Below are 15,053 nucleotides of genomic sequence, written 5' to 3' on the forward strand. Positions count from 1 at the left end.
AACATCTCCTAGTATAGAAATGGAGCACTTTGTATGGGAATTCGTGTTATTAAAACGGCAATCGCCACCATTGTCGCCATATATTTGGCGAGTTATTTTGATCTGCAGCCTGCATTATCGGCAGGTATTTTAGCGATACTAGGTGTTGAAGTTACGAGAATGCAAGGGTTGACGAAGACTGCTACTCGATTTATTGCATCCGTACTAGGACTTGGCCTAGCATCGCTTATTTTTGTGACGTTAGGATTTTATTATTGGACGGTTGCGATATTTATTCTTATTTCTTTCCCGATTCTTTCCCGATTTAATTTGAAGGAGGGTATCGTTACAAGTTGTGTTATTGTATTCCATCTGTACACATTTGGGGAAGTGACATTTGCACTTATATGGAATGAAATTGGTTTGCTCTTGGTTGGTTTGGGCTCAGCAACGGTTATTAATATGATGTACATGCCTAAAGACGATGAATCGATTCAAAAGCTGAGAGTGGAAATCGATGAACAATACTGTGTGATTTTCAGTAAGATGGCGATCACCCTGCGAGATCATACTTACATTTGGAGTGGAGAGGAACTACTTAAAGCTGATGCAGCGATTAAGAAGGGCAGTATACTCTCTATTCGTAGTAAAGAAAATAACTTTTGGAGTTTCGAAGCGTATTGGTCCACCTATTTTGAAATGCGTAGGCAGCAATTGGACTCGATCGATCAAATGATGAGTAAAGTTGCACTAATTAATGGACATCTGGATCATAGCGATTTTATTGCTGACTTACTGGAACAATTAGGCCAGGATACTCGTTCTAAAATTTACGTTGGAGAAGTTAAGGACAAGCTGCAGGAGCTAAGTCAGCAGTTTCGAGACATGCCGCTGCCACGTACAAGAGAAGAATTTGAGATAAGAGCATCGTTATTGATGCTTATGCATGAGATGAATCGCTATCTCGACATTGCCAAGCGCTTGAAGCAGAAAAAAGAGCATGACAAAAAAGCATTGCAGGCGGAAAAAGTTGAGTAGAGTAAAGCAATCAGTTCAAATCATATTTTTTTGAGTCGAATGCTATGTATTGAGTTTAGTAATGGTTATTCAATTATAAGTGTCCATACGAAAGAGCTTATCCGACCTACATTTCCGAAAAAATGGTCATAGGATAAGCTCTTATTTCATACTATTGAATTAACATGTAGCAGGAGTTTTGAGTCAACTCAAATAGGCGTAGGTTAGGCTACGACTCCATCTTACATATATGTTGAAAAATATATTGGAATTGTAGGACTACAGTAATCAACAAACGCCTATCACTTGCATACACTTTAAGTGAATGATTGTATGGAGGAGGTTAAGTCGATGACTAGAGCAAATAAACAGCTACGCTGCAGAGAAATTATTACAAAAGCTGTTTGCGGTAAAGGACGCAAGTTTAGCACATCAACTCACACAGTTACGCCACCGCATAGACCGACGAGCATTCTTGGTGCTTGGGTTATTAACACGAAGTATGAAGCGGTCAAAGCGGGTAATGGAGTTGAAGTAATCGGTACTTACGACATTAATATTTGGTACTCGTACAACAACAATTCGCAAACGGATGTAGCGAAGGAAAGCGTACAATTTGTAGAGAATGTGCCGTTATCCTTCCTCGATCCTAAGCATCGGGTTTCAACAACTGAAGTGCACGCTGAGTCAGTTACTGAGCCGAATTGTATTGAGGCGAATATTTCTGCAAATGGCGATTCCGTGCTAGTACGAGTAGAGCGAGAGTTTCTTGTTGAAATGATTGCAGAAACAAAAGTTTCTGTAGCAGTCGTACCTGATGGATGCCCTGATCCAGATGGTAAAGATTTCGATCATGATGAACATGATGACGATGATGATTTCGACGATCTTGATCTTCTAGACGGCGATATCTAGAGGTAGATGCAATTTGTATAAGATATGTCAAACGTACGACAAACTTGAGGGCGAAAGCCCTCATTGTTTTTATTTATTTTCTTAAAATGAAAAATAAGATGAAGGCGGTTGAACCTTCATGGACAATAAATGGTATTTGCAGCTCGGTAACGCGAATGAATATAAGTTCATTGCGCAGCCGGAGCTGTTATTTTGTTCTTATGAGCTGTTAAGAACTGCTACAAGTAATGACGTACTTGTTAATGATGAAGAACATAAGATTACTAATGAATGTGGACATTTGACTGCCGAAGGCGATGCGCATAGAAAGATGAAGCAGCTTGAACAAGATGATGATCACCAAAGTGAAAAGACGCGTATTTGGCTCCGCTGCGACCAGCAATATACTCATCGCTATTATTTTGGAGCGCACCACATTAATATTATGAGTGAAAGCTATATGGCTACTTCTACTGCCGATAGAAAACGAATTTGGAAAACTAGAGGATTGCGCGTAACCGAACAGCTTACGGATGAAAGATTGTTTCTTGTGAGAATATTTGATTTTTGTCTACTTAGCTGGCAACGGGTGAACGCGGACTTGAAGCCTATGCAAACAGCCATGGGAGTGGAACGAGATCACACTATGCAAATTAAATATGATGGTTTGCTTATATCCGAGCATACACTTCGACAAATGGAAGTATATGCAGGTCGTGCCTTATATGCTTTATGGCTTGATGCTGGTTCGGTATTAGTAGCGATTAGCGGTACGGGTAGTATTGCAATCCGTGAAGTATGGTCACTAGATGAACTTCATTATGTGGATGATCAGCAGGCTATTTCCTTGTCTTTGGTTGCGCTATCTGAAATTGCATCAGAGCAGCGGGAACATAAGTTGTTAATAGGGGCAGATCCAGAATTTGCACTATTGAATACATCCAATCAAATCGTATCAGCCTCGAATTTCTTCGATATCAATTCAGATACCAAGATCGGTGCAGATGCGTTGATGTCGCGCCAAAAAATTGTATATCCAGTGGTCGAACTTAGACCATCTCCCAAACGATTACCTCATCAATTAATCAATCAAATGAAGCAGTTGTTGTTAGATGCAGCACTCTATATAGATGATCATAAATTACGCTGGGTAGCGGGAGCTATGCCAGTTGATGGGCTGGCGTTAGGAGGGCATATTCATTTTAGTGGTATTACAATTACACCGCGCTTGCTTCGCATATTAGATGGAATTGTAGCGATACCACTTGCAACGATTGAAGATCCATTGGGCAGAGGGCGCTATAAGCGATACGGTGCGTTAGGCGATTATCGTAGGCAGCCACATGGAGGATTTGAATATAGAACGCCGCCTAGCTGGTTAATCTCTCCGGCGGCCGCTAAAGCCACTTTAACGTTAGCGTATATTGCTATGAAAGACTATGATAGCCTGGCACCTAGTTTTTCACTTAAACTAGAATGGTGTCAGGCTTATGATGAAGGCGATTATGAATTGCTAGCTGTTGCAAGTCGCACAATGCTAGAACAGATAGCGACGCTGCCATCTTATTCAGAATACGCTAATGATATTGAGCCGCTGTGTAGAGCGATTGAAGAACAACGCCATTGGGATGAGCAGCGAGATATACGTGAGCGGTGGGGGATACCGTAAGAGGAATTACAAAATGCATACTTTTTATACGGTGTCTTCCCAGAAAGACTCCTTTCTGGTGGTGGCCGTTAGGTCATGTTAGTTTTGAACCTTAATTAAAAGTGACCTTGCCTGCTCTTGAACCTATGTTACTGTGCGAAATAAAGGCAAAAGTGACCTAATTTGACTCGTAACCCGTCTTACTAATTGAAATAAAGGCAAAAGTGCAGTTGTTAGCTCAGTGACCTGTGTTACTAATCGAAATAAAGGCAAAAGTGCTCTAATTTGTCTCGTATCCCATGCTACCTATGGTGTGAAATAGAGAAAAAAGTTACTTTGTTTGCTCCATAGACCATGCTCTCGTGTAAAATAGAGGAAAAAGTTACTTTGTTTGCTCCATAGACCATGCTCTCGTGTGAAATAGAGAAAAAAGTTACTTTGTTTGCTCCATAGACCATGCTCTTGTGTGAAATAGAGAAAAAAGTTACTTTGTTTGCTCCATAGACCATGCTCTTGTGTGAAATAGAGAAAAAAGTTACTTTGTTTGCTCCATAGACCATGCTCTTGTGTGAAATAGAGAAAAAAGTTACTTTGTTTGCTCCATAGACCATGCTCTTGTGTAAAATAGAGAAAAAAATTACTTTGTTTGCTCCATAGACCATGCTCTTGTGTGAAATAGAGAAAAAAGTTACTTTGTTTGCTCCATAGACCATGCTCTTGTGTAAAATAGAGAAAAAAGTTACTTTGTTTGCTCCATAGACCATGCTCTCGTGTAAAATAGAGAAAAAAGTTACTTTGTTTGCTCCATAGACCATGCTCTTGTGTGAAATAGAGAAAAAAGTTACTTTGTTTGCTCCATAGACCATGCTCTCGTGTGAAATAGAGAAAAAAGTTACTTTGTTTGCTCCATAGACCATGCTCTCGTGTAAAATAGAGAAAAAAGTTACTTTGTTTGCTCCATAGACCATGCACTCGTGTGAAATAGAGAAAAAAGTTACTTTGTTTGCTCCATAGACCATGCTCTTGTGTGAAATAGAGAAAAAAGTTACTTTGTTTCCATTCACCTATACTGTAACGGAGAGAACTAATTGCTAGTGGAACAGCAATTAGATCACACAGCAATCTCCGATTTGCTCTCACACAGTAGAAAAACCTGGGATTTCTCACTTACTATTGAATAGTAAGTGATGGAAATCCTTTTTATTTTGCAAAAAAACTCGAACACTGTAACATGACATGCTAGAATGAATATAGAAGAAAATGAGATGTCTTATTTCCTGAATCTTGAGGAGGAAAGCAATGATTGTCGATTACTTTGCAGAAGGAAATGAACCGACAAGTATTACATTATCTTATTACGATCAGCTCAATGGTAATGACCTAGAATTGAAAGTAAGTATGATGTTTAATGCCACTTGTCTGTTCTCAACTGCTAATAACCTACAGAAAATTATCATTCAATATAACGAGGAACAATTAACTTTAGAGCGAAATATGCTTCAGACTTGGCTTGGATATACGCTCGATCAAATCGAATCCGAGAAAAAGTTTCTTAAGCAAGTGAATAAGAAGCTAGAAGCTGGAGAGCGGCTTCCAATCTAGCATAGTGCTAATGAAAAGTTTTAGGAGGATCAAAAAAATGTCAGCTTATACACCGATGATTCAACAGTATTTAAGCATTAAGGAAGGGGTTCAAGATGCCTTCCTTTTTTTTCGACTAGGTGATTTCTATGAACTGTTTTTTGAAGATGCGATTCTTGCATCTCGGGAGCTTGAAATAACGTTAACTGCTCGAGGTGGAGGTTCAGCAGACAAAATACCGATGTGTGGCGTTCCATATCATGCAGCGGATAGCTATATTGCAAGACTAATTGATAAAGGCTATAAAGTTGCGATTTGTGAACAGGTTGAAGATCCCGCTGATGCTAAAGGTATCGTTCGTCGTGAGGTTGTACGGACGATCACACCAGGTACAGTAATGGAATCTAAGTCGCTTGATGGCAAGCAGAACAACTTTATTGCTGCTGTCGTGGAACAAGATGGATTATTCGGTTTAGCTAGTAGTGATCTATCTACAGGTGAAATTTATGTGACTTCGTTTGTAGGGCGAATAGATTCATTAATGGATGAAGTGAATATTTATGCTCCTGCGGAATTGGTCGGGGATCAACCGCTATTAACGCAATTAGATCAATCTAACAATTGGAGCAAGAAAGTTCCACTAACCCCTTGGGAAATGTGTTCCGAGGAGATGCTAGCGGAGCAATTTAGTGACGAGCAATTACAAGAATTAACTGGTGCTAGACGTAAAGCAGTTAGAGTATTGTTAAGTTATTTGGAGGATACGCAGAAACGTAATCTAAGTCACTTGAAAATACTACATAACTACGAGCCGAATCAGTATATGATTCTTGATTATCATACGCGCAGAAACCTTGAGTTGACGGAAACGGTTAGAGATCGTAGTAAAAAGGGCTCTTTGCTATGGCTGCTTGATCGCACGCAGACGGCCATGGGTGCAAGACTATTGCGTCGTTGGATTGATAAGCCATTACTAAGCGCTAAAGGGATTGTGCAGCGTCAAAGCGCAGTTGAAACATTATATCTCGATATGATTTTACGTGAGGATATACGACGTGAATTAGCGCCTATTTACGATCTTGAGCGGCTTGTTGGACGAGTTGCCTATGGTAATGCCAATGCGAAAGATGTACATGCCTTGAAGCTATCATTACGTCGTGTGCCTGCCCTTGTACAATTATGCGAACAATCCAATTCTAATGTACTGCAACAATTAGTAAAGATTGTGGATCCTTGTGAAGATTTGGCTGATCTTATCGACACTGTACTTATTGATGATCCACCGCTTTCATTACGTGAAGGTGGTCTGATTCGTGATGGCTATGATGATTATTTGGATCAACTGCGTGAGGCAAGTAAAAACGGTAAAGTATGGCTCGCTGAGCTTGAGCGTAAAGAACGTGAAGCAACAGGAATTCGTACTTTAAAAATTGGCTTTAATAGAGTTTTCGGTTATTACTTAGAGATATCGAAAGCGAACGTTGCAAATTTACCAGAAGGACGCTATGAACGCAAACAAACGTTAACGAATGCTGAGCGTTATGTTACGCCAGAGTTGAAAGAAAAAGAACGACTAATTCTTGAAGCAGAAGAGAAAATGGTCGATTTAGAATATAGTAAATTTATTGAGTTACGAGAACATTTATTGGAGCATTTGGCACGTTTGCAGAAAGTTGCTGCAATGATTGCCGAGCTTGATGTCTATCAAAGTATGGCGCTTGTAAGTGCTGAATTAAGATTTGTGAAACCGAAGATAACGGAGCAATATGATCTGCATATTGTAGAAGGACGTCATCCCGTTGTTGAAGTAATGATGGAAGGTTCTTCGTTCATTGCCAATGCTACAGATTTGTATCGTGATGATCATAGCATTCTACTTATTACGGGACCGAATATGGCAGGTAAGAGTACGTATATGCGTCAAGTAGCGCTTATTTGCATATTGGCGCAAATCGGCTGTTTTGTACCAGCTCAATCCGCTACCATCCCGTTAACCGATCGTATTTTCACGAGAATTGGTGCTGCTGATGATCTAATCGGTGGGCAAAGTACATTTATGGTAGAAATGAAGGATATTCAGATGATGACAGAACAAGCGACATTAAGCAGTCTTGTCATTATCGATGAATTAGGACGAGGTACCTCGACTGGCGAGGGGATGGCCATTGCCCAAGCAGTTATTGAATATGTGCATGAGCATATTGGTTGTAAAGCGTTAGTATCGACGCATTTCCATGAGTTGTCACACTTGTCGTCATCGTTAACATCACTTGTGAATGCGCGTATGGCAGTAGAGGAAAGTGGAGACCATGTTACTTTCCTACGCAAATTAGTACCAGGTGCAGCGGATACTAGTTACGGAATATACTGTGCCCAGCTTGCTGGTCTGCCCGATTCAATTATTACGCGTGCGTATGAGCTGCTTGATGAGGATGCAACAATAGAAATGCAGCCGATTCATAAAGTCATTGCTCCAGCCAAAGCGGTCAATACTGTACAAACAATGAGCCTAGCTGAATCAGATCAGACCATGGAACGAGCGCATACGATTGCTACAGCTTCAGATGCGCATGCACATGTTGTAGTTGAATCCGCTTCGGCAACAGCACAAGCAGAAGATACCATTGCCGAAGTAGCATCAGCTACAACGCTAGCTATGCAGCCGATTGCTGCTGAATCAGCATCCGTTACCATGCAAGCAATGCAGCTAATTGCTGAGGCTACTGACAGCCCAACTGCTACTCTAGCTGCAGATGTGGTCCAGCTCTCAATATTTGAAGAAGCATCGATTGAAAAAGCGAAGCCGAAGCTATCTAGCTCGGAGGAGCAAGTCGTGAAGCAGCTTAAAAAGCTGGATCTGTTCAATATGACACCGATGCAAGCGATGAATATTTTGAATGAATTGAAAACTAAACTACATTAATTGTTAATGACATTAAATATAGTGCAAAGCCCATTAGGAGAGGAGGATAAGCAATGAAAAGAGTGAAATTACTGGATGAACAATTAGCGAATCAGATTGCGGCAGGGGAAGTGGTTGAGCGGCCAGCCTCAGTAGTGAAGGAGCTAGTAGAAAATGCGATAGATGCAGGTAGTTCAACGATTGATGTTACCGTCGAAGAAGGTGGCTTAGCTTATATTCGCGTAACAGATAATGGTGATGGCATCGAGCAAGAGGATATGCTAACTGCATTCGAACGCCATGCAACGAGTAAAATATCTACAAGCAGTGATCTCTTCCGAATTGCGAGCTTAGGTTTTCGTGGTGAGGCATTGCCAAGTATAGCTGCTGTGGCAAAGGTCGAATGCATATCTTCCATTCATCAAAGTGGACTTGCTCATAAGTTAATTATTGAAGCAGGCAAGCGTATCGTAGACGAACCATGTAATGCACCAAGAGGTACCGATATGATCGTCAAAGATTTGTTTTTCAATACGCCTGCTCGCTTGAAATATATGAAAACCATTCAGACAGAACTTGGGCATATTTCAGATTATATGAATCGGATTGCATTAGCGCATCCAGGTATTGCGATTACGTTAAAGCATAATGGAAATATGTTGCTGCGGACACTTGGAACGGGTGATCGATTACAAGTTATTGCTGCGATCTATGGAACAAGTACTGCGAAAACGATGATAGCGATTGACGGCTCTGATCCAGATTATGAGATTATCGGTTATATTTCGAAGCCTGAATTAACACGAGCTAATCGTAACGGGATGACCGTCATTGTGAACGGCAGGTATATTAAAAGTATTGCGGTCAATCATGCTATAGCAGAGGCATATCATACGCTGCTGCCTATAAATCGTTTTCCACTTGCTATCATTGAAATTCAGATGCATCCTGCATTGCTAGATGTCAATGTGCATCCTTCGAAATTAGAAGTGCGCTTTAGTAAGGAAGTGGAGCTTAAAGCATTAATTGAACAGGCTGTTCGTGGGAAATTGGGTAATCTTCGTTATACACCTGGAATGGATGCTGTAAAGCGTCCGGACCGTTCTGGTCCTTCATTGGTTCAAGATTCGATCTCGTTTCATGTGGCAGATGGGGGATTGAAGTATGGCGCACCTTCCAAACAAATTACGTTTGGTAACGATCAAGGGCGTGAAGCGAAGCCTGTTGCAGGTAATCGTAGTTATGATATACAGGGTGGCACAGCTGAATTTATCCCAAAAGACGCAACAGCGAGATTGTATGGTAGAGCAGCGGGGGCAAGTAACAATACATCTGAGGCGGCAACAGTTGTAGACGGTGGAATGAACGGTCAACAATATCGGCCAATGACGGAAGTTAGCGCTAATGGTAGTAAACCACTTGAACAGAATAAGCAGGCTTGGCAATATCAAGCGGAAGCACCTGAAAAAGTTGCATTAGAGCGTAATGATGCTCATCAAGGTCAGCCAGATGGTCAGCAGTTCGATAGCAATAGTACTGAGCAGGTTTCTAAAGTGACTCATAATTTGAACGGATGGCAACAACAAGGCGATCCAGATCAAAGAGATGAGAGCAGTGAACGAAATCGTGATTTCCCAGAATTGCATTGGATTGGTCAACATCATGGCACATATATTATTGCTCAATCTGATGATGGGCTTTATCTGATCGACCAACATGCTGCTCATGAGCGCATTAATTATGAATATTTCTTATATAAATTTGGTCATCCACAGCTAGCTAGTCAACAACTACTTGTGCCGATCACGATGGAATTTACGCCCGGCGATGCCGAGGCATTACGAGAGCTATTGCCTTATATGGAACAAGCAGGAGTAGTGATGGAGCCGTTCGGACAACAAACGTATCTTGTACGTGCATATCCTGAATGGCTTCCAACTGGACAAGAACAGATGATCCTTGAGGAAATGGCAGACTATGTAATCTCAGAACGGAAAAAGATCGATATTACGAAATTCCGCGAAGAAGCTGCGATAATGTGTTCTTGTAAAGCGTCGATTAAAGCAAATGATCGGATGAATCGTGAAGAAGGTGATGTGTTGCTAAGAAGACTAGCGGCATGTACCCAGCCGTATACTTGTCCTCATGGTCGACCTATTATTGTTCATCTATCGACGTATCAATTGGAGAAAATGTTTAAGCGGGTGATGAGTTGATCGTAACGACGTCTCAGGCGCCGACTAGTAACTTGCTACAACAGGCTAAGCGATTAGCCAACGAGTTGTCTGCACTACTAGTCGCGCGAAGACAATTGACGGTATCAAAGCTATTACAACAAAGTGAAGACGGAAAAGTACTCGTAGCTACTGATGGCGAATTGCGCTTGTATGACCTAGAGGCAAAGGAACCCAATAAACCACTAATCTATCATCCAAGTATGGCTTTTGTGAAGTTAAAGTCGATGCTGCGCGGAGGCCATGAAACATTGATTACGTTAAGTCGATGTGAAGCGGGTGATACTGTATTGGATTGTACCGCCGGTCTTTGTTCTGATACGCTCCTATTCTCGATGACAGTTGGCGAGCAAGGAAAGGTCATTGCGCTGGAAAGTCAACGTTTGTTGTATACGATTGTCCGTGAAGGACTAGCAACCTATGAAACGTCAGTCCAAGAAATAGAGCAAGCGATGCGCAGAATTGAGCTTAGATGTGAAGCACATGATCAATATTTAGCTAGCCTAGACGATCAAAGTGTAGATATTGTATATTTTGATCCAATGTTCCGCCAGCCATTGCATGAATCAAGTGCGATTAAAGCGATTCGTACGGTAGCGAATCCGAATGCCCTTGCGTTGTCTAGTATAGAGCATGCAAAGCGTGTTGCTCGTAAATGTGTTATTTTGAAGGAACATAGTATGAGTGAAGAGTTTGAAAGGCTTGCGATTCCTCGAACGAATGAAGTACGAGGGAATAAAATTGCATATGGTGCTTGGTATGCATCAGAACTAGCGTGAAGCATATAATTAAGGAAGTGGAAGCAATTTTGAAGAAACCATTATTAGTACTGATCGGTCCTACTGCAGTAGGGAAGACAGCACTAAGCATAGAACTTGCCAAGCAATATAATGCTGAGATCATATCTGGAGATTCGATGCAAGTATATCGCGGCATGGATATCGGTACAGCGAAGATTAAGATGGAAGAAAGAGAAGGCATCGTTCATCATTTGATTGATATATGCGAGCCAGAAGAGTCTTATTCAGCAGCTGACTTTCAGACGAATGCTCGTGCCTTGATTGATGATATATATGCAAGAGGCAAACTACCATTTATCGTAGGTGGCACGGGGCTTTACATTGAATCACTCTGCTATCAATATCGGTTTGCAGATAAAGGTTCAGATGAAGTGTTTCGTCTTGCACAAGAACGATTTGTTGAAGAGCATGGTCCAGAGGCGTTACATGAGCGATTAGCTGCAATTGATCCGACTACCGCAGAGCGACTTCATTATAATGATGTCCGCCGGGTGATACGTGCATTAGAAGTGCATCATGTTACAGGGATCACATTTAGCGAGCAACAGAGGGATCAAGTGAAGGAATCGCCATATGATCTATGTATACTTGGCTTGACGAGAGATCGTAAAAAGCTATATGCTCGTATTGAAGAGCGGATCGATCTCATGCTTGGGGAAGGGTTGCTAGATGAGGTGAAATCGCTGTTAGCTCGTGATTTGCCATTGCACGCGGTACCACTTCAAGCGCTCGGCTACAAGGAAATGATCGCTTATTTGCATGACGAATGTAGTTATGAAGCGGCGGTTGAGCTATTAAAGCGTGATACAAGACGATTTGCGAAACGGCAGCTTTCATGGTTCCGACATATGAAAGATATTCAGTGGATCGACATGGATGAAAATTTTCACAACAATTTACAATGTATTCATGCTATAATAGCAGGAAAGTTTCAAGATCATCTTGAATATATTACTAATCAAACTTATAAGTAGGCGGGGGTAACGTCCATATGAACAAATCTATCAATATTCAAGATACTTTTTTGAACCAACTTCGTAAGGATCAAATTCAAGTTACTGTTTTTTTGATGAATGGATTCCAAATTCGCGGATTAATTAAAGCATTTGATAACTTTACAATTATTATTGAAGTTGAAGGTCGTCAGCAAATGGTTTACAAGCATGCCATTTCTACTTTTGTGCCGCAACGTAATGTAACATTAATGCAACAAGATCCAAGTCAATAGAACGGTTAAGACGCAACTGAAACTTTTTCAGATGCTTTTCGTCTAATTAGATAGCGGCATTCAGGAGCAACCCGATGTTTAGCCGGGTTGCTTTTGTTATTTATTGTGTATACTTCATGTAAGTACAAGTTCAAAGTCTGCTTTTTGATCTGTATTGTGAAGTGTATTTATGCTTCTGCGGGAACATTTTATTACATCATAAGTTATACTATGCAGTTGCAAAAAGTTTTAGGAGGGGTCAGCATGAGTGAGCAAGGTGGAAATAACCGTGCGAACAACAAAGAAGCAAGTCGTAATCATACTAACAAAAAGAAAAATAAGAAGAGAAACAAAGGTAAAATATGGTTTTACAGCTTATTCTTCTCGATTGTTCTTGGTATTGTCTGTGCCATTGCAGGGTATTTATTCATTATTCTTAATGGTGAGAGGCTACTTGCAGAAAATGGAGACAAGTTAGTATTTGGTGAGGCTTCCGTTATATATGATGCTAATGGAACGGAAATATCAAGATTATACGACGTGTCGGATAATCGAGAAATAGCCGAGTTTTCAGAAATACCTGAAATCGTTCGCCAAGCCTTTATCTCAACTGAAGATCAGCGTTTCTATGATCATTCAGGCTTAGATTTCATCGCAATTGGTAGAGCACTAGTGAAAGATATTATTGCACGTAGCGCCGTTGAGGGTGGTAGTACGATCACACAACAGTTAGCGAAAAATGTGTTTCTAACAGGGGACAAAACGGTGTTCCGTAAAGCGACTGAAGCTTCCATTGCTGTAGCGCTAGAACAACAAATGTCCAAAGATCAAATTTTGGCAATGTACTTGAATCGAATCTATTATGGTCGAGGCATCCACGGTATTAAAGCTGCCGCTGAATATTATTTTGATACCGAATTAGAAGATTTAGAATTATGGCAAGCCGCTACGTTAGCAGCGATGCCGAAAGCACCGAACCGTTACAATCCAGTGAGCAATCCTGAGGCATCGAAGGATCGTCGTGCTGTCGTATTGAGATTATTATATGATCAAGGCAAAATTACAGAAACTCAGATGAATGAGGCGAAAGTTGTTGAATATGTCCAACCTGATCACGCAGATAAGTATACAAATTCCAAATATACCGCGTTTATTGATTATGTTATAGAAGAAGCGATAGAGGTTACAGGATTGCCAGAGGAAGAGCTACGTGTTGGTGGATTCCAAATTTATACGACCATAAATATTGCCGCTCAAGATATAATGGATGCTGAATTTGAGAATAAGGATAACTTCGAAGAAAGCGTTGATGAGGAATTAGCACAAGGATCGATGATTATTATTGATCATGCTACTGGAGAGATTAAAGCAATGTCTGGTGGTCGTGATTATGTGAAAAAAGGCTGGAATCGTGTTACTCAGCCAAGACAGCCAGGATCAGCCTATAAGCCGATTATCTCTTATGGTCCTGCATTAGAAACGCTTAATTTCACACCATCAACTGTGTTGAAAAATGATAAAAAATGCTTCAATAATTACTGCCCACAAGATAGATGGGGAGCAGCGTCCGTAACGATGCAGCAATCTCTACAAGATTCTCGAAATCTAGCTGCTGTATGGTTATTGAATGAAGTTGGCTTGAAAGCTGCCGATGCATTTGCAACAAAATTGGGTGTCGGTCTTACTGATGATGATATGAACTTATCAAGTGCACTTGGTGGACTTAGTAGAGGATTCTCGCCGCTTCAGATGGCAACTGCCTTTAGCGTTATTGCAAATAATGGGGTTTCTGTTGATCCCCATACGATTACTTCTATTACAGGTAAAGGGTATGACTATAAATATAAAGCACCGAAAGCAGAACGGTTAATGAAGGAAACGACAGCTTCATATCTTACGGCTATGATGCGTAAAGTTGTAGATTCTGGAACGGCCAAAAGAGCTCAAATTGACCGTCCAGTGGCAGGTAAAACAGGTACAACACAGCACGGTATTCCTGATTATAATGGTAAAGGTAATCGTGATGCGTGGTTTGTCGGTTATACTGCGGAATGGACAGCGGCGGTATGGATGGGTTATGACAAAACGAACGCAACTCATGTTTTGAAAAGTGGTAGTTCGCAAGCTGCAACACTATTTGCGAAAATAATGAAGCCAGCACTTGCTACTATTCCAAAAAACAACTTCACTGAGGTGGAAATTCCCGAAGTAGAAGTTCCAACCTTAACGATGGGGAACTTAGCTCTAGAATATGATGCAGAAGTTATGAAAGTTACTTTGAAATGGGATATACAATATGAGGGTGACGTAACCTTTGAGGTGTTCCGGATGGAACAAAATAGCGGGAACTTTGTTCACTTTGCAGAGACCGAGGGTCAATATATGATTGATGATGCTTATGTGTTCCCAGGAAACAATTATCAATATTATGTGATCGCACATGATCTGGAAAATGATATTTCAAGTGATCCTTCTAATAAAGTGTCCTTTGATATTCCAGATGGTGATTTGGTCATCCCAGATATTCCAATGGAAGGTGACGAAGATGACTTTGTGGAAGGTAATCCATATCCAACGGATGATTGGTCACAACCAAATGTCACTCCAACACCTGCGCCACCGATCGAGCCAACATCAACACCGACTCCTGAGGTGACGCCAACTCCGACACCAATCGTACCAGATGAGCCGTGGGAAGAGGAAGTACAGCCTGAGCAAGAGTTTGTACCTGAAATTGATGGAGAAATAGATCAGATTACACCGTAACGAAATGAAAAGTATTATTACAGAT

The 15,053-nt window shown here is 41.0% G+C and carries 11 protein-coding genes; 10 read left to right on the top strand and 1 reads right to left on the bottom strand.

Annotated features, from left to right (window positions below; genetic code table 11):
* Positions 1 to 33 precede the first annotated feature (33 nt).
* From AC1TPB_RS19415 to AC1TPB_RS19425, 3 genes are all read left to right on the top strand, one after another.
* Entirely contained in the window at positions 34 to 1,017 is a 984-nt protein-coding gene (locus AC1TPB_RS19415) for an aromatic acid exporter family protein (protein WP_482078044.1), read from the top strand.
* A 330-nt stretch (positions 1,018 to 1,347) separates the two neighbouring features.
* Positions 1,348 to 1,911 carry an outer spore coat protein CotE gene (locus tag AC1TPB_RS19420; RefSeq protein ID WP_482064061.1) on the top strand — a complete coding sequence of 188 codons (564 nt, stop codon included), beginning with the start codon at positions 1,348 to 1,350 and terminating at the stop codon, positions 1,909 to 1,911.
* Between the two features lie 118 nt (positions 1,912 to 2,029).
* Positions 2,030 to 3,559, top strand: coding sequence for a putative amidoligase domain-containing protein (locus AC1TPB_RS19425; RefSeq protein WP_482078045.1), 1,530 nt, complete (start codon positions 2,030 to 2,032; stop codon positions 3,557 to 3,559).
* A 285-nt stretch (positions 3,560 to 3,844) separates the two neighbouring features.
* On the opposite strand, the gene AC1TPB_RS19430 is transcribed toward AC1TPB_RS19425, so the two are convergent.
* Entirely contained in the window at positions 3,845 to 4,678 is an 834-nt protein-coding gene (locus AC1TPB_RS19430; protein ID WP_482078046.1) for a hypothetical protein, read from the bottom strand.
* Between the two features lie 159 nt (positions 4,679 to 4,837).
* On the opposite strand from AC1TPB_RS19430, the gene AC1TPB_RS19435 reads away from it, so the two are divergent.
* From AC1TPB_RS19435 to AC1TPB_RS19465, 7 genes are all read left to right on the top strand, one after another.
* Positions 4,838 to 5,140, top strand: a complete 303-nt coding sequence (locus AC1TPB_RS19435; protein WP_482064063.1) for a hypothetical protein — start codon at positions 4,838 to 4,840, stop codon at positions 5,138 to 5,140.
* 37 nt (positions 5,141 to 5,177) lie between these two features.
* Positions 5,178 to 8,042, top strand: coding sequence for a DNA mismatch repair protein MutS (gene mutS, locus AC1TPB_RS19440; RefSeq protein ID WP_482078047.1), 2,865 nt, complete (start codon positions 5,178 to 5,180; stop codon positions 8,040 to 8,042).
* Between the two features lie 53 nt (positions 8,043 to 8,095).
* On the top strand, positions 8,096 to 10,237 hold the full coding sequence (gene mutL / locus AC1TPB_RS19445) for a DNA mismatch repair endonuclease MutL (RefSeq protein ID WP_482078048.1): 2,142 nt from the start codon (positions 8,096 to 8,098) through the stop codon (positions 10,235 to 10,237).
* Positions 10,234 to 11,034: a class I SAM-dependent methyltransferase gene (locus tag AC1TPB_RS19450; protein WP_482078049.1), complete on the top strand. Its 801-nt coding sequence runs from the start codon at positions 10,234 to 10,236 to the stop codon at positions 11,032 to 11,034. The genes mutL and AC1TPB_RS19450 overlap by 4 nt, the downstream gene beginning before the upstream one ends.
* Entirely contained in the window at positions 11,031 to 12,029 is a 999-nt protein-coding gene (miaA, locus tag AC1TPB_RS19455) for a tRNA (adenosine(37)-N6)-dimethylallyltransferase MiaA (RefSeq protein ID WP_482078050.1), read from the top strand. The genes AC1TPB_RS19450 and miaA overlap by 4 nt, the downstream gene beginning before the upstream one ends.
* Positions 12,030 to 12,046: 17 nt before the next feature.
* Positions 12,047 to 12,283, top strand: a complete 237-nt coding sequence (hfq, locus tag AC1TPB_RS19460; RefSeq protein ID WP_482078051.1) for an RNA chaperone Hfq — start codon at positions 12,047 to 12,049, stop codon at positions 12,281 to 12,283.
* Between the two features lie 243 nt (positions 12,284 to 12,526).
* Entirely contained in the window at positions 12,527 to 15,028 is a 2,502-nt protein-coding gene (locus tag AC1TPB_RS19465; protein WP_482078052.1) for a transglycosylase domain-containing protein, read from the top strand.
* Positions 15,029 to 15,053 lie beyond the last annotated feature (25 nt).

The organism is Paenibacillus sp. Y951 (genome assembly GCF_056786395.1).

Excerpts from the sequence above, each read along its gene's own strand:
- AC1TPB_RS19415 (WP_482078044.1), top strand. The coding sequence starts at position 34 with ATGGGAATTCGTGTTATTAAAACGGCAATCGCCACCATTGTCGCCATA.
- AC1TPB_RS19420 (WP_482064061.1), top strand. The coding sequence starts at position 1,348 with ATGACTAGAGCAAATAAACAGCTACGCTGCAGAGAAATTATTACAAAA.
- AC1TPB_RS19425 (WP_482078045.1), top strand. The coding sequence starts at position 2,030 with ATGGACAATAAATGGTATTTGCAGCTCGGTAACGCGAATGAATATAAG.
- AC1TPB_RS19435 (WP_482064063.1), top strand. The coding sequence starts at position 4,838 with ATGATTGTCGATTACTTTGCAGAAGGAAATGAACCGACAAGTATTACA.
- mutS (WP_482078047.1), top strand. The coding sequence starts at position 5,178 with ATGTCAGCTTATACACCGATGATTCAACAGTATTTAAGCATTAAGGAA.
- mutL (WP_482078048.1), top strand. The coding sequence starts at position 8,096 with ATGAAAAGAGTGAAATTACTGGATGAACAATTAGCGAATCAGATTGCG.
- hfq (WP_482078051.1), top strand. The coding sequence starts at position 12,047 with ATGAACAAATCTATCAATATTCAAGATACTTTTTTGAACCAACTTCGT.
- AC1TPB_RS19465 (WP_482078052.1), top strand. The coding sequence starts at position 12,527 with ATGAGTGAGCAAGGTGGAAATAACCGTGCGAACAACAAAGAAGCAAGT.